Source organism: Anaerolineales bacterium (assembly GCA_015075625.1).
GTDB lineage: Bacteria > Chloroflexota > Anaerolineae > Aggregatilineales > UBA2796 > UBA2796.
In genome coordinates, this window is record JABTTZ010000001.1 from 1,482,677 (window position 1) to 1,503,901 (window position 21,225).

Here is a 21,225-nt window from a genome sequence, read left to right on the forward strand (position 1 = left end):
TTTATTGCTCATTGCCGGCTTGGGGGCGGCGTTTGCTGGCGGGCTTATCCTGCGCGTCATCGACGCTGGCAGCCGCCCTCAGGCATTTAATCTGATCACCTTCCTGTGCTTGCTCGTCCCGCCGCTCGCTTTTGCAGTAAATCATCCGCGCCGGCGGGCGCTGAACATGGCGTTTTTCCTCGTCCCGCTCGTCTTGTTTGCGGGGTTGCTCACGCTACGGTTGGCAATGCCTCCCCTTCTGTCTGTGATGACACCCACCGCCCCAGTAGAAGATGCCACCCGCGTTGGGGATCCGGCGTATGATGCTGCTTTTAGGGCGGAACGCACCGAATACATCCGCAGCCGCAGCGGGCTGGTTCGCCATATGAACACCGCCTACGGCTTTATTCAGACCATCTTCGAGACGCCGCTGCAAACGGTTGCCCTGTTTTATATCTTCTATCTCGTGACCATCTTTGCCACATGGGCAGCGCCGCCCTTTTTGTTTTTGGGTGTGCCGCTCACGCTCTATTCCACATGGGTCATTTACCCCATGGTGGCGACGATCCTCCTCGGTACAACGAATTGGGATTCGATCACGCCCATCAACCAAGTGCAGTTGTTCAGCTACGACAACATGGCACGCTTGTTTAGCGATAACATGTTCAAAAACGCTTTCCTGAATAATCTGAAATGGTTGGCGTTCTTCCTCCTCGTCCCCACTGTGATGGGCTTGGCGATGGCGATGATCTTCAACAACAAATTCCCCGGCAATCGTGTTTTCAAAATGGCGTTTTTTGCCCCGCTGGTCATTTCCCCGGTGGTGGTGGCAAAAATCTGGGAGGCGATGTACCGTCCCGATACGGGGCTGATCAATTCCGTCCTAAATACAATCACGGGCATTCCGATCAAAGATTTACCCGGGTGGATGGCAGACCCCAATTTAGTCTTGTGGTGCATCATCGTCGCCGCCGCTTGGCGGCAGGTTGGCTATGTGATGATCCTCTACTTGGCGGGGTTGAAAAGCCTTGATTCAACCCTCTTAGAGGCGGCAACGGTAGACGGGGCGAACCGCTGGCAGCAGTTTTGGAATGTCATTTTCCCGCTTTTGGGTCCGGTGACCGTCGTCGTGTTGGTCATCTCCGTCATTGACTCCCTGCGGGCGTTTGAACTCGTCGCCATTACGACGAATGGACAACCCGGCGGCGCCAGTCAGGTCATTGCCAATTACATGTATATCGAAGCCTTCAATAACTACAACATGGGCTATGCCAGCGCAACGGCGGTGGTGCTGTTGGGGATTATGCTCGTCTTTATCATTCCTTACCTGATTCGCACCGCCCGCACCGAGTTGGAATATTAAGGAAGGGGACACCTTACCATGACGATCAACAATCCACCTCTTACCGCTGCTGCCGCTTTGCCAGCCGTCCCCGTCCAAAGGATGCGCCGCCGCCAGATCAGCCCCCTGATGCTCATCGGCTTGACCATCTTCACGCTGCTCTGGCTTGTCCCCATCTTCAGCGCTCTCTACACCGCTGTGCGAACTCAAGGCGATCTGACGGCGAATGGTTTTTTCTCCCTCCCGCGTGAATTGAAACTGACCGAAAATTTCATGACCGCGTGGTCAACAGGCAAGATCAATGTCTACTTGAAGAACAGCTTCATCATCACCGTTCCCGCCCTCATCGGGATGTTAGGGTTGTCCTCTCTGGCGGCGTTTGCCCTTGCCCGTTACAAGTTTCGGGGCAACTTGCTGATCTACTTTATGTTTGTGGTAGGGACGATGCTCCCCTACCAAATTTTGATGATCCCCGTCTTTTACCTTACCCAACAGGTTGGCTTATACGACCAATATGGGGCGGTGATCGCCATTCACGTTGCCTTCCAATTGGGGTTCTGCACGTTCGTCTTGCGTAATTTTATGCGCACTGTGCCGGGCGAAATCCTAGAGGCAGCCCGAATGGACGGCGCAGGTGAGTTCCGCCTTTACTACCAGATCATGATGCCCCTCAGCCTTCCGGCGTTGGCAGCGTTGGGGACGCTTGAGTTCACCTGGATTTTCAACGATTATCTGTGGGCGATTGTCTTGTTCAAAGACGCCAATAAATATCCGGCAACAGCGGGAGTCAATGCCCTTAAGGGGCAGTTCATCACCGATTGGCCCATCCTGATTGCGGGCTCACTTATTGCCACAATCCCCACAGTATTTGTATTCACATTCCTTCAGCGGTACTTTATTCAAGGGCTGACGCTCGGTTCGGGGAAGTAATTCCCCTGCGCTTTCTTTTTCTCGCTCCGGTGAGGGAGAGAGATTGAATTTTGCGGGCGACAGCACGAGAAACAGGACAGCACAACATGGGAGGCGTGACATGGCACGACGAACCGTTCTCGTGGTAGTGGCAGGGGGAATTCTCTTCCTTGGGGCTGCTCTCATCTTCCTAACGCGCCAAACTGCGCCAACTCCGATGAAAATCCTCATCTCTCTTCCCGGCTGGGAGGATATGGAATGGTTTACCTCGGCTGTGGCGTGTACAGTTGAAATTGTTTCCGAAGAACGCCAACCGAAGTTTGCTGCCAAAGGGCGCTCCCTTGAGTTCATCACCATTTACACCGCTGAGGAGACAGACCGCGATAGCACAACAGCGGAACGCGAAAAGATCCTGCCCGTTATCGAAGGGGACGCGGCGATCTTGGCAGTGTGGGGCGCCGGCAGCAGCGGCGAGGCACGCAACACGATTCCCGTTCTAAATGAAGTGCCAATTGCCCTTGTGTCCTCCTTTGCTACCTCACCGGGGCTGACGAAATCAAGCTATGATCGCCCCGGCGAACCGCTGATCTATTACCCCTCTGGGCGACGAACATTTTTCCGCGTGGTCCCTGATGACGATATGCAAGGGGTGGTTGCCACCCGTTGGCTGAACCAAGAGGGCTACAAGCGTGTCTTTATCATTGCCCAAGAAAACGCCTACTCTGCTGGTCTCACGGGGATTTTAGAAGCGAACGCCGCAGACTATAACCTAGAGATTGTGGGGAAAGAGGTGATCACCCCCTCTGCCCTTAGCGAGGACGACTTGAACGCCCTTGCCGAGCGCGTTCTTGCCAAAAACCCGCAGGTTATTTTCTACCCCGCCAGTATGGATAAATCCTTTGCCGTCATTGATGCGCTGCGCCGTCGCAACCCAACCATTCCAGTTTTGGGCGGGGATGGCTTAATTGTGGAGACGCTCCCTGCTGAACGTGCCTTGTTGGAAGGCGTTTATGCCACGAATGTCAGCCCGCCCATTGATAAGGTCGAAGGGGCGGCGGGGCTGGTAAAGACCTACACCGAACGTTGGGGGAAAACGCCCGGCTGCTCCCCGAAACAGCCAACGACAATCGCAAAACCACCTGATTTCGTCCTTCCCGTCTATGAGGCACTCTCTGTGATGGCGCACGCCCTTGAAACTGCCGATGAGCCAACGCGGATTGGCGTCTTGCGTACCCTCCAAAACTTGGGTGAGTACGAGGGGTTGACCGGCACATGGAAATTTGACGCCAACGGCGACATCACCCTAGCGACGATCAACCTCATGCAAATCCAAAATGGGGAGTGGGTTTCGGTCAGGATCATCCGCTAGGGTGAGGGGATCATCACAGCAAGCGCAGCAGCGACAGCGATTCCCGTTGGGATCAATCACGCTATGATAGGAAGGGATCACACCGATGGGTGTGATCCCTTTAACCACCACAAAGACTGTAGAGGAAACCAAGCATGAATTTCTTCCTCAATTTACGGAAAAACCTTCTTTGGCGAGCGATTCCAGTGGCAGGGCTGGCAGGCGGGGCGGCGTTCCTCGCCGTGGGAGCGGTTCTGACGCCGCTGCTGCTTCAGGTCAATGGGTTTATCGTCCTTCGTTACAGCGCCGCCCTCGTCATGGGCGATAAGGCGCTCATGAATCCAAACGCGGTTGTCGTTCTCGTTGGGCTGCTTGTTCATGCCGCCCTCTCCATTCTTTTTGCCTTGCTCATCGCCATCATCATTCACCGGTGGGGCTTGCGGGTAGGCGTTATCGGCGGGGCGCTCCTCGGTGCGGCGCTCTATGGAATCAACTTGTATACCTTCACGGTGTTTTTCCAATGGTTTTTTGCCATCAACAGCCCCGTACTGCTGATCAGCCATATTGTTTATGGGGCGGTGGTCGGCGGTGTCTATGAATCGATGGATCGTTTTGACGTGAAAGGGACAGTGTAACGATGATTCCCGGTATGTCACGGTCACGTTCGGGAGGTGGCAGCAGTTCGATGCAACTGCTGATCGGGATTGCTATGGCAGTTTTTGCGGTGATCTCGTTCTTAGGCTCTAAACAGTTCAACCCTATCACCGGGCAAAATCAATACATCAGCCTGACCGCCGATCAGGAAATTTCGCTAGGGTTGCAATCCGAACCGCGCATGATCGCTGAATTTGGCGGGCTGTACCAAAATAAACAGGTGCAAGACGCCATCGATCAGATCGGCTTTCGGTTGGTGAACAACAGCATCGCCCAAAACACCCCCTGGCAGTTTGAATTTAGCGTGTTGAACGACAACCAAACGGTCAACGCCTTCGCCCTCCCCGGTGGGCGGGTGTTCATCACAACCGCGCTGCTCTCCCGCTTGGAAACGAATGACGAAGTGGCGGGCGTCTTGGCGCACGAGATTGTGCATGTTTTGGCGCGGCATGGGACGCAGCGCATTGCCAAAAGCGATCTGACCAACGGCTTGCTCGGCGCGGTTAGTGTGGCAACCGGCGACGCCAGCGCCGCCCAAACCGCCGCCATGATTGGGCAGTTGATCAACCTGAAATATGGACGTGATGATGAACTGCAATCGGATGCGTTGGGCGTCTGCTTGATGATTCAAGCTGGCTACAACCCAGAGGGGATGCTTAAAGTGCAGCGCCTTTTGGCATCGCTCGGCGGGGCGCGGCAGCCGGAATACCTTAGCACACACCCCAACCCCGAAAACCGCATTGCCAAAATTCAAGCGGCAATCGCCAACGCCGCTGCGGAATGTCCGAAGTAGCCGCATAGGGGTAATAATGAGGCATCCGATCACGACGCCGATAACTATTGAGGCGATCCGCGCACACCGTGAGGAAATCGTGCGTATCGCGGCACGGCGTGGCGCATCGAATGTACGTACTATCTTGAAAACGATTGCAGGTCATCGCCCTAGAGCGTCTATCAGGTACTGTCACGCCCTATCCACAACATAAACTCAACCAAACGAGGTTTTTTCTTTTATGACCATTCCACCCCTCTCACAACCGCGCCTTGGCACAGCATATTACCCCGAACATTGGGATGAACGCCGTTGGGCGCATGATGCAAAACTCCTCCGCGAAGGCGGGGTGACCATTGCCCGCATGATGGAATTTGCCTGGGATCGCCTTGAACCTCGTGAAGGCGAGTTCACCTTTGATTGGATGGATCGCGCCTTGAGCATCTTTGGGGATGCCAGAATCAACGTCGTCCTCTGCACGCCGACACCCACGCCCCCGCCGTGGATGTTCAAGAAATACCCTGACATTTTGAACACGAATGCCATTACCGGACAAGTAAACAGCCCCGGCTCACGGCGGACGGTCAGCGCCAACGCCCCCGCCTATCTGGAGGCGTCGGATCGCATCGTCACCGCGGTTGCCAAGCACTGGGGGCAGCACCCCAACGTCATTGGCTGGCAAATTGACAACGAGTTTGGCTGCCACAGCACCACCCGCGATCTGTCTCCTCACAGCAAGAAGGCGTTCCAACTTTGGCTGCGGGCGAAATATGCCACCCTAGAGGCGCTCAACGCCGCGTGGGGGACGGGTTTCTGGGCAACCACCTACACGGCATGGGATGAAATTCCCGTCCCCGCCCCCTCCGCTGCCGGACATAATCCGGGGCTGCTGCTTGATTTCCGGCGCTTTTCGTCCGAGTCGTGGGTTGCCTTTCAGCACCGTCAGGTGGCAATTTTGCGCCAATACATCGGGGCGGAGCGCTTCATCACCCACAACATGATGTTGAAATTCCACGAGATCGATTATTTCCGGCTCGCCCGCGATCTCGATTTCGTTGGCTATGATAATTATCTGCACGGGATGTCCGGTCCCGCCGAAGCAGCCTTCAACTTTGACCTCATGCGCGGGATGAAAGGCGGACGCCCCTTCTGGGTGATGGAGATGCAGCCCGGTTCGGTAAACTGGACGCCCTTCAATCCGCCCGTCCCGCCCGGACAGGTGCGCACCTGGACGCATCAGGCGTTTGGGCATGGGGCAGAGGCTGTCCTTTACTTCCGCGAACGGGCGGTGAACTGGGGACAAGAACAGTACCACGCTGGCATGATGAAACATGACGGCACGCCGGATCGCTGCTGGCACGAATCGAAGGCAGTCAGCGAGGACATTGCCAAGATGCCCGCCCTCACACGCCCCAAAGCGCCCGTCGCCCTCGTCTTTGATTACGAAGATTTGTGGGTTCTCGAACTCGATCCGCAAAACGCCGCCTTCAGCTATTACGAGGTTGTGCTGGATATTTACCGCCAGTTGTGGGAGGCGCATATTCCGGTGGATGTTCTCCCCCGCAGCGCCGATCTAACCGGCTACCAAACGGCGATCATCCCCTGCCCAACGCTGATCAATGAAACGGACACCGCCAACTGGCGAAAATTCACCGAGGCGGGGGGGAATCTGATCGTCACCTTCCGCGCCTTCTTCAAGAACCCAGGCAGCACATGGACAGATCAACCGATGCCCGCTGGCGGGTTGGGCGAACTGCTCGGCGCCTATGTCGATGAATTTTTGAGCATCCCGCCAGTGAAATCCGTTGGCTGGCGACGCCCCGATGATCCAAGCGCCGATTGGAACGATGAGCGCGGGGCGAACGTGATCGATATCGAGGCGAAGCTCCCGGGATTCGGCTTTGGCGAAGGGTTTGGCGTGCCGCCGAAAGCACGCTACCGCCTTTGGGCAGAAATCTTGAAACCGACGACGGCGACGCCGATCATGAAGTACGCCGATGGCTATTACAAAGACGGTGTGGCGGCAACGGCGAACAAAGTGGGCGAAGGGATGGCTTACCTGATCGGCTGCTGGTGTGACTCGATCATCCCCAAATCGGTTTGGAAGGCAACAGGGCTGGCTGCCCTTGCCATTCCAGAGCGCGACCTTCCACGCGGGGCGGTGATGGAAGTGATCAAGCTCCACGATGCCGCGAGCAATCCAGTTGAACTTCGCTTGAATCACAGCAAACACACCGTTAGCTTTCCAGAGGTGGCACAGCCATGAGTCTCCAATGGGATGTCCAAGCATACGACGCCGAAGGACGCCCGTCGATCAGCGTCACTCTGACAGCGACACACTCGACATTGGTCTTTGCCGGATCGGGTATGGAACTCCACACCCCCACCGCTGTACCCGCCTTGCGTTCTGCGCCCGGCTGGGGTGATGGGGCAATTTTGAATAAGATTATTGTCTCCCCGCGTGGGGCAATTCTGATCTATTCGATGAACGGCGGCGGCAATGGAAGCAAGGTTCTGACGGTGGATGCGCTCCCCGATGGCTGGCGCTTGATCTGGAACAGCCCGACGGGAGACGCCTATCAGCTTGATACGCCGCTGTATGGGCAGGGGGAGTTGGTGAATCAACTGCACCCTCTGAACGCCGCAAGCCTTCACCAAAGACCGTTCATCACCTGGGACAACGGACCCACGGGCTTGGGGAATATCCTCACTCCGGCGTGGGTTTTCGCCTCTGGGGTGACGCTCATCGTCAGCAACCCCGATGACACCCTTCAGGTGGGGATCAACACCTCCCCCGATGAGGGCGCTCCGCCGGAATGGAATTTGTGGTCAGCCGCCGCCCCCGCCAACATCCGCCCCAAACCTGTTGCTGAGGTAACGAACCCGTCCGGGGCGCTCAGCTTTACCCAGAGTGGGTCACCCTTGAACTACCGCTTGCTGGTGGGGGAAAACGCCGTTGCTGCTCACGAACAGCTGATCAACCTTCTGGGCAAACCAGATCGCATTCCGCCGGAGTCCTTTCTGCGCTTGCCCATCTGGACGACATGGGCGAAGTACAAGATGGACATTAGCCAAACGACTGTCCTTCAGTTTGCCCGTGATATTCGGGCGCACGGCTTCCCGGGCGGCACACTCGAAATTGATGACAAGTGGACACGCCACTACGGGGATAGTTCCTTTGATCCATCGCGCTTTCCCGACCCCGCCGGCATGGTGCGCGAGTTGAACGCACTCGGCTTTAACGTGACGACCTGGACAATGCCCTTTTTCCACGAGGATTCGCCCAATGCCGCTGAAGGCATAGAGCGCGGTTACTTTGTGAAAGACAAAGCGGGCAGCCCCTACCCCGTTTTGTGGTGGCAAGGGGTGGGGTTTTTGTTGGATGTGAGCAACCCCGATGCGCTGGCATGGTGGGCGGGCAAACTACGGTTGTTAAAAAATTCCGTCGGCTTAGCGGGGTATAAATTCGATGCGGGCGAGGCGAATTACCTCCCCGCTGATGCCGTCACCCACGCCCGGATGCAGCGCACACACTACAGCCAGCGGTGGGTGCATTTCGCCGCAACACACTTCCCCTACTGCGAGGTGCGTTCGGGTTGGTTCAACCATCGTGAGCCGATTTTGTTCCGCCATTGGGATAAATTTAGCACATGGGGGCTGGACAACGGCTTGGCGTCGGTGATCACGACGGCGCTGGCGCTCTCGCTCTCTGGCTATCCCTTTGCCCTCCCCGATATGATCGGCGGGAACGCTTACGGCGGCGTCGATGCTGATAAAGAACTGCTCATCCGCTGGACGCAGGCAAGCGCCCTGATGCTGGCTATCCAGTTTTCGATCACCCCCTGGGATTTTGACGCCGAGACGGTGGCAATCTGCAAAAAATACGCCGATCTTCATGTCTCGCTGGCGGAGGATCGCCTTGCTGCGGCGGTGGAGGCGACGCGCAGCGGCACACCGGTGATCCGTCCGATCTGGTGGGGCGATCCGACAAATGTCACCGCACAAGGCATTGCCGATGAATACCTCTTGGGGGCGAAATACCTTGTTGCCCCTGTGGTGACGATGGGAGCGCGGCAGCGGGATATTTACCTTCCCAACGGGACATGGCGCGACTATGAATCGGGCAAACGCTATGAAGGGCGGACGTGGCTGCGGGACTACCCCGCCCCGCTGGACACGCTTCCCCTCTTTGTTCGGGTGGGGTGATCGTATGGTATAAGAGCGAATTGTATGCGTCTCACCGCCCGCCGCTAAAGCAGCGGGCTGATATTGACCACCCCTACGGGGCTTGGAGAGACCCCCTCTCCCGCGTAGAGACGCCTTCTGGGACATCCGCCCTCACTCGCAAGGAGAGAGGGGCAATTCATCCGTTGCCTCTTAGCTTCCGTTTTAAGCCCCAACGGGGTGATTATTCTTAGCGCGGGGGCTTCAGCCCCGCGCATTGCTTCCGGGCATTACACCATACGTTAGGGACGAAGCCCCTCAAGGATGCGCCCCGCCGCCGCCCGCCCAAGCTGTATGGCGTAATTCGTCCCCCGATCCCAGGGGTATACCTGACTCATGTTTGCCGAGTACAACCCGCGAAGGGGCGTGGCTAGGTCGGGAATATGGGCAGAATGGTTCAGCAAGGGAATCGGCTGCGCATAGCCGGTGCGAAAGACCCACCGCGCCCGCACCCAATCGGGTGTAAAGGCGGGGTTAAAGTGCTTAAGCGCCGCCGTGAACGTCTCGGCAAGGGCATCCTCCGGCATCGTCAGATAGGGGTGATCGGGCATTACATAATCGCCGCAGTAGATGAGGTGATCGCCGTTGTAATGCTCACGCGGGAGAAAGTTCGTATGCTCGACAAGGGCAACAAAGGGGAATTCGCTTTTTGCCTTGTCGGGACTGCTCGCTGGTAGATTCAGCCAATATGTGCCATCGGTGAGCAAGGACTGTTTCAAGGCAAGAATGACCACCGCCGCACCCATATGCTTCAGATCGCGGAGGTTCTGCGCGTAAGCGGCGCCACGTTCGGCAATCTGCGGGGCAATCTTCAAGAGGGCGTGCGGCGAGGCTGTGCTGAGCGCGGCGGCAAAGGGCAGCGATTCTCCCTCGCCCGTCGTCAGCGTGATACCCTTTTCCGTCCCCTCTACACGGTTGATCGGCGTGTTATAACGGATGGTCACCCCGCGCTCAACCAGTGTTGCGGCAAAGGTATCCAAAAAGCGTTGAAAGCCACCTTGAAACGTCCCTAGTTTCGTCGTTCGGGTGTGAATCCGCGCCCAAAACCACGCCATCGTCACCTGCGAATAGACCTCGCCAAACTTCCCGATCAGCATCGGACGCCAGAGATCATCGTAGGCGCGGCGTCCCATCTTCTCAATCAGCCATGATTCGGCGGTGCGCTTTTCCATCGCCCGCCAATTTTTCGCCTTGCGCAAGTACAAGCCGACCAAGCCAAAGCGTAGTTTAGGGATCAGCGGGAGGTTGGGAAAAAGGAGCATGGAGAGCGGATTATCAAAGAGGTAGGGTTTTCCCTTTGACCACAACGACGTTTTCGGGCGGATGAACAACACTTGATCACGCACGCCGAGTTCTTCAGCAAGAGTTAGAAAATCGGTGTCGCTCTCGAACCAGTGGTGGTAGAACTTTTCCAGTTCCCATGCCCACCCAGAATCTTTGAAGCCGGCTGCCAACCCGCCGGGGCGATCCGCTCCCTCAAAAATCGTCACCGCATGTCCGGCACGGCGTATATCCCATGCTGCCGCCAGACCCGCTGGTCCCGCGCCAATAATAGCGATGTGTTGTTTATGCCCTTGTTCGGTCAATGGGTAATCACTTTCTGGTGTGTGTTGGTATGATTTGTTGGCTTAACATCTATCCCTAAAATGATGGGGTGAGATGGTGGGTAAACCCTCACCCCTTACCCCCTCTCCCGCTATGTGAGAAAGGGAATTCTTTTTGTGAGGGGCAGCGCCCCTCACACTCCCCTTTAGGATACCTTTATAGGGATACACCTCGTTGGCAAGCAGCGTGTCTTTCTCAGGGATACTCCAATCAGGAGCGAAAGCCGATTTTACGGATAGCCTGTTACGTTGGATCGCTCTCCTCGCCAGATGGTGGAGGGGCGCTAAAGCGCAAGCGCTCTTAAGACGCCATCTCGCTTTCTAAGCTGTTTGCCCGCGCCAACATTGTCGGGGAAAGTCCGCGCCGCAGGAGCAAAAATGCCCCGAAAAGCGTCACGGGCAGCCAGATCACCATGTGGACGACGAGGGCGTAAGCCTTTGCCTCAGCATTGGCAATGCCTACCGCCATCAGCACCGTGCTGACGAAAAATTCGTATACGCCGATCTGTCCGGGCGAGGAGGGAATCAGCCCGGCAAGGTTGACAGCGCCCACCGTCAGCAGCATGACGGGGTAACTGAGGTTAAAGCCAAAGGCAAAGGCAACCAACCAATACACGCCAGCTTCGATCATCCAACTGAGGATGGACAGAATCGCCGCGCCGAGGACATCCGCCGGCGTGCGCAGCGCCCCCATCCCCTGAATTACATCTTCGGTCAGGTGCAGCACCACCTCACGCAGTTTCCCCGGCAGGGGACGGGTGAACAAGCCCGCTGTCCAACGCATCAAAATCGGCTGGCTTGCCAATACCCAAAAGAGGATCAGGGCGATCAGGAACAAAGGAGCGCCGATTGTCGCCACCGTCCGCACAGGGATGGACTGCACATCGACAAAAAGCAGCCCGATGAGGACGAAGCCGATCATCGTCAGCCCGTCGAAAATCCGCTCCACAAACACGGTTGCCGTGCTGCGGGCAAAGGGGACAGCGTGATCCCGCTGGAGAAGGAAAATGCGCAAAATCTCGCCGGTGCGGAAGGGGTAAATGTTGTTCCCCATGTAACAGATGATCACCAGCGGCATCAGCCGCAGACCGGGGATATTCCGCACCGAGCGCAAGACGAAATACCAACGGTAAGAAATAGCGGCAAGGGCGGAAAAATAGACCCCGGCGGCAAGCAGCAGCAGTCCTCCGTTCGCCTTGCCAATATTGGCGAGGACGAGTTCAGGATCAAGGCTGCGAAAGCTCACCCAGAGGAAAAAGAGGCTGATCAGAATGCCGAGCGCGGCAAACAACCATTTTCCTTTTGCAAGCTGTGACAAAATGACCTATCCGTTCCAGTAGTGTGCCTGTTATAGGGTTAAAACCCGCTCAAAACGTTTCGGTGTATTGTAGCGGAGGGTGAGGGTGAGGTAAATCCAGAAATGATGCACCGCACAATCATAGCTGATCCTAGTGTGTGTTGACAGTCTAACCCGCCATCCCACCCGCACCCCTGTAGGGACGCTCCCTGGGCGTCTGCGCCCTACCCTCCTCAGCCCTCGCCGCAGAATTCCCCCCCTTTCCCTGTCTATATGGGGAAAGGCGACTGCTGGGCAGTAACCGGGGGGATAGGGGTTCTGAACGAAAACATCAACACAGCCTAGTAACCAATGGTGCAGATTGAGATCGTCATGAGAAAGGCTGACAATATGGGTACTGAAACCATATTGAAGGTGACTCATGAGGACCGAAATGATTATCATCCTGATCTGCTGCGCTGTCGATGATGGATTGGGAAAGATAGGCAAAGAACGGAACGCACGTCTATATCCGAGCAAAGTGGTGACCATAGGACTCCTAGTTGCCTCGAAGGGGGGACCGTTCTATCGCTGGCTCAAACGGGACTATGGTGCCTTATTTGCCGCTTTGCCAGAGCGCAGTGCCTTGCCGCGGCAACTAGGCGAACAAGCGCATCATGCCGATAGGCTGTTGGCTGAGCCGAGCCTGTTAAAGGTGATCGACAGTTTTCCCCGTGCGTTACTCTTTCCCATTCGGCAAGGGCGTTCGGCGCGGCAATTTGGCAAAAAGAGTCGTGATAGGGAACGTTGGTCGGTGGGTTTGAAGTTATGTTGGATTCTCAACCATTTAGGCGTAGTGGTAGGCTGGCATTGGCTGCCCATGAACCACCATGACCAATACTTCTTACCCCTTGTCCGTTTGGTAAAGGAATTAAACCGTTAGCGCCTTCCGACTTTTGTATATTTCAACTAAAAACGGATAGCCGGAAGGATATTTATCCAGTTTTCGTTCAATTTATATGAAATGATCGCTAGAATTTTCTGTCAAATCGCCCATGATCCCCTTGCCTCTACTTTATTACACTTCTGGAAGTATCTCCCTCAGAAATGCCATCGAGTTACGTAGAACAAACACGTGAGGGGGATATTGGCTGTTTTCGATCAAGGAAAAGGGAACTCATAGATGATAGACACAGGGGATACCGCCTGGATATTGGTCTCCACAGCGCTGGTGCTGATCATGACACCTGCACTCGCATTTTTTTACGGGGGGATGGTGCGTAAGAAAAATGTGCTTTCAACCCTGAACCTGAGCTTCATTATGTTGGGAGTGATGAGTATTCACTGGATACTCTTAGGGTATACACTGGCGTTTGGTACCAGCAAGGGGGGGCTAATCGGCGGGTTCGATTATCTAGGCTTCAACAATGTCGGTTTAAGCCCGAATGAAGCATACTCCGCCACCATTCCACACATGGGTTTTGCCGCCTTTCAGATGATGTTTGCGATTATCACACCTGCCCTGATTACAGGAGCCTTCGTTGAGCGCGTGCGGTTTAGAACCTTCCTGCTTTTCAGCGTCCTATGGGCAACACTGGTTTACGCCCCTGTTGCTCACTGGGTCTGGGCTGTTGGCGGCATCTTCCGCACTATGGGTGCGCTGGATTTCGCTGGTGGCACAGTGGTGCATATTACAGCCGGGTTCTCTGCGCTGGCCTTCGCAATGGTCATTGGACGCCGCAAATGGTTTGGCAAAGGGTCACTTGAACCGGCGAACATTCCTTTTACCATGCTTGGTGCAGGCTTGCTCTGGATGGGGTGGTTTGGCTTTAACGGCGGCAGTGCCTTGGGGGCAAACGGGTTGGCGATCAATGCAGTGGTAACGACTAACACGGCCGCCGCCGCCGCCGGTGTGGTCTGGATGTTCCTGAGTTGGCGCTACAATAAACCTAGCCCACTAGGTATTGTGACCGGTATGGTCGTTGGGCTGGTCGCCATCACACCAGCCGCAGGCTTTGTGACTCCCTTGGCTGCTTTAGCTATCGGTGGCATCGCGGCTCCCATCAGCTATTACGCCATCCGTCTGCGTCAGCGCTTCAAGCTAGATGAATCACTGGACGTTTGGGCGTGTCACGGGGTCGGCGGAACCTGGGGCGCGTTGGCAACAGGAATCTTTGCTACCACAGCGGTGAATCCAGCCGGGTTTAACGGTCTGCTCTATGGCAATCCTGGTCAATTGGTAACACAGGCAGTGACGGTTGTTGCCACGATTGCTTTCGCATTCACCGTGACCTTTGTGGTAGCGAAAACCCTAGATAGGTTGGTTGGTCTGCGGGTGACTGAAAATGAAGAAGAGGTTGGGTTGGACATCAGCGAACACGGCGAACGCGCTTATGCTTAATCACATCATCAGGTACAACCGATCTTCATCTGTTTACTAGTGTCAGGGCACTGGGAGAAACCATGTTCAAGAAAATCGAAGCGATTATCCGCGAGGAAAAACTCGATGATGTTAAAGAAGCCCTGCGCGGCATTGGCATCATCGGGCTCAATGTCACTGAGGTGCGCGGTCATGGGCGGCAGGGTGGTATCGTCCTAAACGGACGTGCGGGTACCTATAAAGTGGATCTGCTGCCGCGTGTACAGGTCAACATTGTCTTGAGCGAACACAACGTCGAGAAAACCATCAACACCATTATCGAAGCAGCACGAACTGAGCAAATTGGCGACGGTATTATCTTCATATACCCCGTTGAAGATGTGATTCGTATCCGCACCGGTGAACGAGGACGTGAAGCATTAATGTATGCAGGAGATATTGACACTCGGAGCGAAAAGGTCAAAGCCTGAATACGCTCTCACCCTCACACCTAAAAGCGGCAGTATGCTATGACATATGAGGCGGAGTGACCTATCCGCCTTTTGTTGTATCCTGAATGGTTGTAAGGATGGTTCGTGGGTATTTAAACATTAAATGGCACAGCGCTTGAGCAACGCCTTTTCCATGCCGGATATTCTACAAACTGGTGTCGGCAGGCTTTGCCGGCAAATGTAGCGTTCTTATTGTGGATATACCCACCGTCCGCCCTACTCCCAACTCACCCCGCAGACGAAGATCAACTCCCCATCGACCCACATCCATTCGCCGCCACCGCCGGGGCAGGCGGGGTCGCCGCCGCCGGGGGGAGGGAAGATCGGATGCGGGAGGGCGGTGGGGGTGGGGGGAGGGGACGGCAAATCGGGGGCGCGAACAACTCGTGGTATCGCTGGAATCTGTGCCGTAATATAAAGTCGTTCCCGTCTTGTCCCAATCGGCGGCGTAAATCGGACCCGGCACAATTTGTTCGGCGATCAATGCCCATGTCTGCGTGTCCCACACGCGAATGCGCCCTTCACGGTTGAAGCTGCGCAACCGTGTTCCTGTTGAATCAAATGCCAATGCCAAAATAAGTTGACTATAGTCTGCATTCATACCTATTACGTTTGCACTGGACAATACCTGTAGAATCCTATCTGAATTTATATCCAAAATCCGTATCATCCCATCAAGATGCCCACTAGCAATAAGGGTTTGGGAAGGATGCCATGAAAGAGCGAAAATTGGTTGAAGATTTTCGTTTGTGATTGGCGGGATATTTATATATTCAAATGAGGTAGTATCTCTTAATATTACCCTCCCTCCCACTGTTCCTACTGCAATTTGTAACCCACTTGGACTTGTCTCAAGAGCGAGACCTGGACCACCAATACGTTCAGAGAGGATAGCAGCATCCAAAGGAATGACTCTTAACTCACCACCATCTATCTCTTCTGTACCGCTTATAATCTTTGTTTCAGTAGAATCCCATGCAATATCGTATATAGCACCTAATTGAGTAGGGGATGTGAACAATAACTCTCCGGAAGAAACATCATCTTAGGACTTTCGCTTTAGTTGATGCCAAAGGCAGAAAGGCGTGGTGAGCGTAACTCTGCCCGCAAATAGTCGCGGAATAAATCTCGCTGCGCCTCGTAAAGGCTCTTGCCTAATTGGTGAGCCTTAACTTTCAGCGAGAGCCAAGCGTGATAACAACAAGCCAGATGGTTGCGTTGTGAACGCGCTTTGCAGCACTCGCACTTTTCACTCCCGGTCAATTGTTTGAGTTCCCGATGCAGTTGCTCAATCTGCCAACGCACGGCATTCGCGTCTTGAATGTCGGACTTGGAGAAAGTGCCTGGGGGCTGGTTTGTAATCACCCATTCAATGTCACCGTTTGGGGCAACTAGCTTGAATAACTGCACATAAAAGGGAACTTCCTTCAGCTTAACCGACAGACCATGCTCTACGGCGTCGCTTGTCCATTCAATCGCCTCCAAATGAATAGAGCCGCTCGCTTTACTCAAACTCACCATACGATTGGCTTTGAGCGTGGTCACAAAGTAACGACCAGCGCGATGAATCAACTTCAAATTATCCACGGAGGCATACCAGCTATCAAACAGTAGGGTCTTGGCGTGGATACCCTTGTCCATCAGGGCATTTAAGACCATTTCACGGAAGTGATCCTTTTTGGTCTTGCCATCCGCTAGCAACGATCACCTAAAGTGTGCAAGAACCAAAATTTTCTAAAATTGACAATAAGGCGTGTTGTTTGAGCAGAAGAGATATGACCGAAGAGACATTGAGGGCGTATCACGATCTGAGTGGGTTATCCCATCTGATCGTGACATATTATCGGTTTTTCTCTTCATCGTTGATGATTTCTGATAGATGTGCATAGGCAACGGGATTATCTATTTGTTTCAACAGTGACCGAGCGCGATCAATGCTCAATTCGTGATGTGCTTGACTAACTGTTCTGGATATTCGGATAGCCTCTGCCATTTCTTGAACTGCTCTATTCGCGTCGATAGATATCCACAAAAAAGCCTATCTGCGTTTGACACCGGGAATAGAATTGAGAAACTCGCTTTTCCTGATGAGCTTTTCCGCACGATCATACCATGCTATCAACATTCGACGCACAGCAGGTAACCGTAGAAGCGGTGTTCTTTTGAGTGCTTCTTCTGTGAACTTTGCTTCGTGATATATACACAATCCCTGTCCAAGAATCGGAGAGAAGCCCGGTCCTGGATGGCGGGACAATTGGATAAACCGCCAATGCAGTTTGATCATCCCTAAAAAGGCAGCGATGCGTTCAGTTGCCGTCAATGGGATTTTTGCATCCAGGATCATCGAGTTTAACCCAAATTCGCTGCCAGGATCGCCACCTCCGATTCGTTTCAGTAGCTTTTGCGCCCGCTTTACCTTCCCTATAGCGTTTAGATAATCTTCTTTCTGCCAAGATGTTTGCGCACTTTCTTGCAGCAATTGGGCTGTTCGCCTGACGAGGTGTTCATCCGCTGGGGTTAGGTGCTCTTCATCTCGCAGAATCACGCTTACTGCATCATTAAGAACGGCAATTGATTCCTCATATTTGCCTAGAACTCGAAGCGCATACCCGATCAGTTTTTGTGTTGCCAATTCACCAATTGATTGCAGATCAATGGTAAACCACTGGCGGTAGTCATACTCAGGTATAGGAGAAGAAGTTGGCGGTAAAACTGGTGTGACACCAAGGCAACGCTGCTGAAGCCATGTTGATAGCCGTTCCGCTGAGGTGACAATTGGATAAATACAGTCTGCATTAACCTCAAAAAGCTGTGCGATATTTGCCTCACCTTGTAGATAATCGGCAAGGGTTTTATAACCTTCTCGGAAGTAAAATACCCAAAACAGTTTACCCTTGTCCTGTTTCCGTCGAGTATGAGCTTCCAAGATAGGCAGGAACAGGTCTAAATCTGCGGCTCGATAGCCAATGAAACACACATTGTGTTCCTTGACAAGATGCCTTACAAAATCGGCGCGTGCCCCATCCAAACTAAACCCAACCCGTGATAGCGTGATCGCCCATGATTCTGGATCATCGGATGAACCATGTAGCTTCCAAAGCACATCAGGATGATTGATCAATCGATCCCACCCCCCAAACTCGGTGGGTCGTCGAATGATGGTCAACTGGTCTGAACTATATCCTACAATATTTTGCCAAGTATGTTCGATCAACGGATCTAGGTTTGGTGTCACAACAGTTCCACGTCCTGATCGCAGCCAGTGTGCCAGAAACGTGTGATTGATATTGAATCTTGGGGGATTGGAAGGAATATCAAAAACACGACCTGCGTGAAATGGGTTGGGGTGAACAGTTTCATACAAATGCTGGAAAATGTTTTCCATTAGAACGTAGTGGCTTTTTTCTAAGGCATCGTCTAACTGCCCAGAAAACCGCTTCAAGTTGGGATAGATATGGACACACATTCCTCAAAAAGAGATTTGATGACTGCATAGGCCACTGGAAGTCGGCTTGGCTTGTAGACTGAAATTCCGGCCCCCACGTAAAATGACATTTGCCTTTGGCTCGAAGCCTCACAAACGCTGGTCAGTGCTTGTAAACCCTCGCTGCACCGCCGATAAAATACAGAATCGAGGTCCGGCCACAGTACGTCGTCAACGTTCTTGGGGATGTCGTTTAGCTCACGAAATGTATGTGTGGGCATCTATTCACAATTTCCTATAGCATCATAGAGCCAAAGACCAGAATTTCGAACAATTCACATCAGAATTCGCGGCATCTTGCTAAAGAGTTGCTGGGATCGCCTTATAGGTGAGAATCTCCAATAATTCCGTCAATGATCGTATATCAAAAAGCATATCTTTGAAGCAACAGAAATTGGCACAAATTTCGATTTACTGAGAGCTTATCCTATACTTGATGTCAACATAAATAATCGTATTTAAATTAGAAATTTCCAATTAGTTGAGGCACTTTGTGGTTAAAGGTGATCAAAACAAACAATCTGTAAGTATGTCTTACGATGGCGGTACACTCGTGCTGCGAGGTCCAGACCAGGCAGAAAATCTGCCTGCGGTTTTCCAATGGATCAAGGAGCATTGACGCTGTGAAGCCTACCACTACCCGACTCTGCTGGATTGGATCAAAGATGCTGCTGTCGATGACAATGTTCCTCGATGGGAACGGCTGTCTTGCCAGCTTCAGGATAACCGACAGCCCCACGATTACCAGGACGAAGCGCTGCAAGCGTGGGACAAAGCCAACCGCCGGGGAAGCGTTGTACTGCCCACCGGCGCAGGAAAAACGTTTGTTGCTATCCACGCCATCCACCTGGTCAAGCGCTCTGCTCTCATTGTGGCTCCAACAATCGAACTTCTCCATCAGTGGTATGCACGACTCGTCAATGCCTTCGGCACAGAGATCGGCGTTTATTACGGCGCAGAAAAAATTGCCTTGCCAATTACAGTCACAACGTATCATTCCGCCGGGGATGTGGTGGCACGACACGGAAACGCCTTCAAGTTGATCATCTTCGACGAAGTTCACCACCTCCCTGCACCGAATTGGGGAGAAACAGCGTTAATGTCGCCTTCTCCATGTCGGCTCGGACTGACGGCTACCTATCCAGAAGAATATGAACAGGGGGATGGGCGCTGGCGAGTCGATGAACTTATTGGTCCGATTGTTTATTCCAAACCTATTGATGATCTGGTGGGCAGCCAGTTAACCGCAAAGCGGTATTGTATGAGGTCATTGCCCGTAAGACCATCGAAGAGCAAAAAGCACGGCGGAGAGGGAAACAATATGCTCACCGGTGATCTCGTCAGACCTCGTATAAGGCGACAAGGCGATTCACTCTTGGTAGATTATCTAGATGTAAGCCAGCGTCATTGGCAGCAAACAGCACGGGAATTGATCGCCCTGCTAAATACGTTCATGGGCAAACCTTATGCCGCTTGGGAAGAGACCCTCGAAAAGTATGAAGGAGAGCGTATAGATTATGTTGTGATCCGAGGGCTGGCAAAGGTACTGGAAGACGCAGCCACCTTCGGCCCGGTGGAAACAATGTTCACACCTGCTGAGGTGCGCGAAAAACTCTTTGCCTGTGGCCCCATCAACCCAAGAATTGATCTGTTTAATCGCGGCGAACCCGTAATGAAGTGATGACCGAAGTTGCTGCGGCGCTGGGCGCTACAGCCCAAGATTTAGACCTAGCCCTATTCGCAGATCGTCCCGTCGAATATATTCTGCGCGATGTCGGGCGCGAATGGACTGCGGATGATCTACTGCAACGCTACAACATGGAACTGGCTCGTGGTGTGTTGTACTGGGTCAGTGAGGTGCGTGTTGATATTTATGACAACTACAAAGATTTCTGGCGCTACCTCAAGTTCTTCAAATTGATGTTCCAAGCCACACCGCTGCCAAATGGCGGTTACCATGTGCAGTTGGATGGTCCAATCTCGCCCTTCGTAACCTCAACGATACGCTATGGACGACAATTCGCCGCATTTCTACCTGCCTTGTTTCTCGGCGAGCGCTGGGGAATGACGGCAGATATTCGCGGTTCACGCACTGATCAGCCCATCGTCTACGCGCTTGATAACACCACCCCTCTGCAATCCCACTTCAAAGCTAGCGGCCTGTTCGACAGCAAACTAGAAGAAGACTTCGCTGCGCAGTTCGAGGAGAAATTAGGAGACAAACGTGGTCAGTGGCTACTAAAGCGCGAGGATGAGGTCGTGATTCTGAAAGATACTGTTATGATCCCTGACTTCTCACTGGCGCACAAAAAAGATGGTCGTCGGGCGCTGATCGAAATAGTTGGCTATTGGCATCCGGATTACCTGCGCCGCAAAGTTGCCAAGGTACGGGAAGCTGGCCTAAAGAATCTGGTACTGCTTGTTTACGAAGGCGTTAACCTAGCAGCAGAAAAGCTGGCGGATGTACCTGGTGAGGTACTTTACTTTCCCAATCGGCCTGTCATCAAGGAAGTTATGGCAGCCGTAGAAAGTTGTGCAGTGTAACTTGAAGTATAAAATGTCCGATGTGTAAACACGATTGTGCGTCATCCGACGCATTCCGTAGTACAAGCGCAAGAGGCAAGGCACATTTTTAGATTATGGTTGCTATTTTTCATGCAACCTATCTACCAGAAAATCGAAACGTTCTCATTTGGGCCGAATGCGATGAGCTAGTCCGATCTCGCACTGGACGACAGCCCAAGATAGCATCTCACCCTATT

At 53.5% G+C, this 21,225-nt stretch carries 18 protein-coding genes; 12 read left to right on the forward strand and 6 right to left on the reverse strand.

The features are described from left to right. The first annotated feature begins 616 nt into the window (after positions 1-616). The 7 genes from HS103_06190 to HS103_06220 all read left to right on the forward strand — a co-directional run bounded on the left by HS103_06190 (position 617) and on the right by HS103_06220 (position 9,210). A complete protein-coding gene (locus HS103_06190) occupies positions 617-1,342 on the forward strand; it encodes a sugar ABC transporter permease (protein MBE7512389.1) in 726 nt (241 codons plus the stop codon). 81 nt (positions 1,343-1,423) lie between these two features. Beyond that, positions 1,424-2,251 carry a carbohydrate ABC transporter permease gene (locus tag HS103_06195; protein MBE7512390.1) on the forward strand — a complete coding sequence of 276 codons (828 nt, stop codon included), beginning with the start codon at positions 1,424-1,426 and terminating at the stop codon, positions 2,249-2,251. Positions 2,252-2,351: 100 nt separating this feature from the next. Further along, positions 2,352-3,599 carry a branched-chain amino acid ABC transporter substrate-binding protein gene (locus HS103_06200; GenBank protein ID MBE7512391.1) on the forward strand — a complete coding sequence of 416 codons (1,248 nt, stop codon included), beginning with the start codon at positions 2,352-2,354 and terminating at the stop codon, positions 3,597-3,599. 134 nt (positions 3,600-3,733) lie between these two features. Then, on the forward strand, positions 3,734-4,213 hold the full coding sequence (locus HS103_06205) for a hypothetical protein (protein ID MBE7512392.1): 480 nt from the start codon (positions 3,734-3,736) through the stop codon (positions 4,211-4,213). Positions 4,214-4,227: 14 nt separating this feature from the next. After that, a complete protein-coding gene (locus tag HS103_06210; GenBank protein MBE7512393.1) occupies positions 4,228-5,025 on the forward strand; it encodes a M48 family metalloprotease in 798 nt (265 codons plus the stop codon). Between the two features lie 220 nt (positions 5,026-5,245). Beyond that, the gene (locus HS103_06215) at positions 5,246-7,270 is read left to right on the forward strand and encodes a beta-galactosidase (protein MBE7512394.1); all 2,025 of its coding nucleotides are present in this window, start codon (positions 5,246-5,248) and stop codon (positions 7,268-7,270) included. Beyond that, positions 7,267-9,210: a glycoside hydrolase gene (locus tag HS103_06220; protein MBE7512395.1), complete on the forward strand. Its 1,944-nt coding sequence runs from the start codon at positions 7,267-7,269 to the stop codon at positions 9,208-9,210. Before HS103_06215 ends, HS103_06220 begins: the two co-directional genes overlap by 4 nt. Positions 9,211-9,470: 260 nt before the next feature. Here HS103_06220 and HS103_06225 read toward each other — a convergent pair whose 3' ends face one another. Continuing rightward, positions 9,471-10,814, reverse strand: a complete 1,344-nt coding sequence (locus tag HS103_06225) for an NAD(P)/FAD-dependent oxidoreductase (GenBank protein ID MBE7512396.1) — start codon at positions 10,812-10,814, stop codon at positions 9,471-9,473. Between the two features lie 319 nt (positions 10,815-11,133). Continuing rightward, positions 11,134-12,150 (reverse strand): flippase-like domain-containing protein, encoded by a 1,017-nt coding sequence (locus tag HS103_06230; protein ID MBE7512397.1) that lies wholly within the window; start codon positions 12,148-12,150, stop codon positions 11,134-11,136. 400 nt (positions 12,151-12,550) lie between these two features. On the opposite strand from HS103_06230, the gene HS103_06235 reads away from it, so the two are divergent. The 3 genes from HS103_06235 to HS103_06245 all read left to right on the forward strand — a co-directional run bounded on the left by HS103_06235 (position 12,551) and on the right by HS103_06245 (position 14,958). After that, entirely contained in the window at positions 12,551-13,051 is a 501-nt protein-coding gene (locus HS103_06235; GenBank protein MBE7512398.1) for a transposase, read from the forward strand. Positions 13,052-13,291: 240 nt separating this feature from the next. Continuing rightward, positions 13,292-14,509, forward strand: coding sequence for an ammonium transporter (locus HS103_06240; GenBank protein ID MBE7512399.1), 1,218 nt, complete (start codon positions 13,292-13,294; stop codon positions 14,507-14,509). 62 nt (positions 14,510-14,571) lie between these two features. Next, complete coding sequence (locus HS103_06245) at positions 14,572-14,958, forward strand: P-II family nitrogen regulator (protein MBE7512400.1); 387 nt, start codon at positions 14,572-14,574, stop codon at positions 14,956-14,958. Between the two features lie 166 nt (positions 14,959-15,124). Here HS103_06245 and HS103_06250 read toward each other — a convergent pair whose 3' ends face one another. The 4 genes from HS103_06250 to HS103_06265 form a co-directional block, all read right to left on the reverse strand. Then, positions 15,125-16,000, reverse strand: coding sequence for a hypothetical protein (locus HS103_06250; protein ID MBE7512401.1), 876 nt, complete (start codon positions 15,998-16,000; stop codon positions 15,125-15,127). A gap of 38 nt (positions 16,001-16,038) precedes the next feature. After that, positions 16,039-16,638, reverse strand: coding sequence for a transposase (locus HS103_06255; protein MBE7512402.1), 600 nt, complete (start codon positions 16,636-16,638; stop codon positions 16,039-16,041). A gap of 379 nt (positions 16,639-17,017) precedes the next feature. Continuing rightward, a complete protein-coding gene (locus HS103_06260; protein ID MBE7512403.1) occupies positions 17,018-18,364 on the reverse strand; it encodes an SIR2 family protein in 1,347 nt (448 codons plus the stop codon). 562 nt (positions 18,365-18,926) lie between these two features. Beyond that, on the reverse strand, positions 18,927-19,301 hold the full coding sequence (locus HS103_06265; protein MBE7512404.1) for a hypothetical protein: 375 nt from the start codon (positions 19,299-19,301) through the stop codon (positions 18,927-18,929). Positions 19,302-19,334: 33 nt separating this feature from the next. Here HS103_06265 and HS103_06270 point away from each other — a divergent pair, with 33 nt between their 5' ends. Further along, positions 19,335-20,144, forward strand: a complete 810-nt coding sequence (locus tag HS103_06270) for a DUF790 family protein (protein MBE7512405.1) — start codon at positions 19,335-19,337, stop codon at positions 20,142-20,144. After that, positions 20,144-21,007, forward strand: coding sequence for a DUF790 family protein (locus HS103_06275; protein ID MBE7512406.1), 864 nt, complete (start codon positions 20,144-20,146; stop codon positions 21,005-21,007). The genes HS103_06270 and HS103_06275 overlap by 1 nt, the downstream gene beginning before the upstream one ends. Positions 21,008-21,225: the final 218 nt, after the last annotated feature.